The following is a 2,506-nucleotide window of genomic DNA, read 5'->3' as shown; positions in this document are numbered from 1 at the left end:
TGTTGATTTCCACTGAGATCTGACCCGGGGTTTCCATCGAGAATTGACCCGGGTGGGTATTTTGTCCCGCAGTGCGGGCAGTGGGTCAAGCGGGTGATTTTTCCTTTCCGGATTTGGGTGCCGCCGAGCTGGCCCGGAACCGGAAGCTGTCGTTCCCAGTCTCAAGAATGTGGCAATGGTGAGTGAGCCGATCGAGCAGCGCGGTCGTCATCTTTGCGTCCCCGAACACGCCAGCCCATTCGCTGAAGCTGAGGTTGGTGGTGATGATGACGCTGGTGCGCTCATAGAGTTTGCTGAGCAGGTGGAAGAGCAGCGCACCGCCTGACGGGCTAAACGGCAGATAGCCCAGTTCGTCGAGAATGAGCAGATCGAGGCGCAGCAAACGGTCGGCAAGCTGACCGGCCTTGTTCATCGCCTTTTCCTGTTCCAGCGCATTGACCAGATCGACCGTGGCGAAGAAGCGGACCTTCTTGCGGTGATGCTCGACAGCCTGAACGCCAAGCGCGGTGGCAATGTGCGTCTTGCCCGTGCCGGGACCACCGATCAGCACGACGTTGTGAGCCCCATCAATGAACTCGCCGCGATGAAGCTGACGGACCATGGCCTCGTTCACCTCGCTGGAAGCGAAGTCGAAGCCGGCCAGGTCCTTGTAGGCCGGGAATTTGGCCGCTTTGATCTGGTAAGCAATGGACCGGACCTCGCGTTCGGCGACTTCGGCCTTGAGCAACTGGGAGAGGATAGGGACGGCCGCATCAAACGCGGGCGCCCCTTGCTCGATGAGTTCGCCGACGGCCTGGGCCATGCCATACATCTTGAGAGAACGCAGCATGACCACGACGGCGGCGCTGGCGGGGTCATGACGCATGACGCAGATCCTTATTCCGCAGGGTATCGTAGCGGGCGACGTTGGCCTTGGGTTCACGCTGCAAGGTCAAGGCCTGCGGGGCATCGATTCTGGGCGGCGTGCCATCCTTGCCGTCGATCAGGCGATGCAGGATATTGAGAACGTGGGTCTTGGTCGCGACGCCGGCCTCGAGAGCCAGTTCGACGGCACACAACACGGCTTGTTCGTCATGGTGCAGGACCAGCGAGAGGATTTCTACCATCTCCCTGTCGCCGCCGGAGCGCTTCAGAAGTTGGCCCTGTAGTTGCCGGAACGCCTCCGGCATCTCGGTAAAGGGGGCGCCATTGCGCAAGGCTCCCGGTTTGCGCTGGATCACTGCAAGATAGTGCCGCCAATCATAGATCGTCCGTCCCGGTTGATCATGGGATCGTTCGATGATCCGCCCATGCTCGCACAGGATCTGCCCCTCGGCGGCAATGACGATGCGTTCGGGATAGACCCGCAGGCTTACCGGCCGATTGGCGAAGGAAGCGGGGACACTGTAGCGGTTGCGCTCGAAGGAGATCAGGCATGTCGGCGACACCCGCTTGGTGTGTTCCACAAAGCCATCGAAGGGCCGCCCCAGCGGCATCAGGCTCGCGACCTCGGCGGCATGTACATCAGCGATGGTGCCGGGCAGCACGCCATGCGGAATCTCTCCCCACTGCGCGATGCATTGCTCCTCGAGCCAGGCATTGAGCGCATCGATGTCCGGGAAGGCAGGCCCAGAAGGACCATGGGCCTGCCACAGTCGCCGCCGCGCATCCTGAACGTTCTTCTCGACCTGACCCTTCTCCCATCCCGCGGCGGGATTGCAGAACTCCGGTTCGAACAGGTAGTGGCTCGCCATGGCCGCAAAGCGGGCGTTGACCTGCCGGGCCTTACCGCTGCCGATCTTGTCGACCGCGGTCTTCATGTTGTCGAAGATTCCACGCTGCGGCACCCCGCCCAGCACCCGGAAGGCCTGGGTCATGGCATCGAACAGCATCTCATGGGTCTGGAGCGGATAGGCCCTGACGATAAAGGCTCTGCTGTGCGACAGCTTCGTATGTGCGGCCTGCAGCTTGGTCTGCTTGCCGGCGATCATGGCCCAGTCCTCGCTCCAGTCGAACTGGAACGCCTCGCCAGGCTGGAATACCAATGGGACGAAAGTTCCGCGCCCAATAGTCTGGGCGTCGCGCTGGCGGTCCGCCTTCCAGGTCCGCGCAAAAGCCGCAACGCGGTTGTAGGAACCCTCGTATCCCAAGGCCACGAGATCGGCGTGCATCTGCTTGGCTGTGCGTCGCTGCTTGCGCGACTTGTTGGCCTCGATCCTCAGCCAGGCCGAGAGCTTCTCGGCAAACGGGTCCAGCTTGCTCGGGCGATCGGGGACCTTGAACTTCGGCTCCACCGTATCCGCCCGCAGATACTTGCGGATCGTGTTGCGCGACAATCCCGTGCGCCGTTCAATCTCACGGATCGGGATGTGCTGCCGGAAATGCCAGCGTCGAATTACACTCAGTAACGCCATGTCGATCACTCCAGGATCTCCCGACCTGCAAGCCAGGAAAACGATCAGAACATGGGTCAATTCTCAGTGGAAATTTATTCCCCTCCCGGGTCAGCTCTCAGTGGAAATCAACA

At 61.3% G+C, this 2,506-nt stretch carries 2 protein-coding genes; both read right to left on the bottom strand.

Annotated features, from left to right (window positions below; genetic code table 11):
- Positions 1-85: 85 nt before the first annotated feature.
- Positions 86-865: an IS21-like element helper ATPase IstB gene (gene istB, locus C725_RS15010; protein ID WP_008604018.1), complete on the bottom strand. Its 780-nt coding sequence runs from the start codon at positions 863-865 to the stop codon at positions 86-88.
- Positions 855-2,393 (bottom strand): IS21 family transposase, encoded by a 1,539-nt coding sequence (gene istA / locus C725_RS15005; protein ID WP_038283783.1) that lies wholly within the window; start codon positions 2,391-2,393, stop codon positions 855-857. Before istA ends, istB begins: the two co-directional genes overlap by 11 nt.
- Between the last annotated feature and the right edge of the window lie 113 nt (positions 2,394-2,506).

This window comes from Pacificimonas flava (genome assembly GCF_000342165.1).
GTDB lineage: Bacteria > Pseudomonadota > Alphaproteobacteria > Sphingomonadales > Sphingomonadaceae > Pacificimonas > Pacificimonas flava.
The sequence above is the reverse complement of the archived record's forward strand: the minus strand, read 5'-3'. Positions and strand labels throughout refer to the sequence as shown.

What these genes read in the sequence shown, in the direction of transcription:
- istB (WP_008604018.1), bottom strand. Translation starts at nt 865, where the DNA reads ATGCGTCATGACCCCGCCAGCGCCGCCGTCGTGGTCATGCTGCGTTCT.
- istA (WP_038283783.1), bottom strand. Translation starts at nt 2,393, where the DNA reads ATGGCGTTACTGAGTGTAATTCGACGCTGGCATTTCCGGCAGCACATC.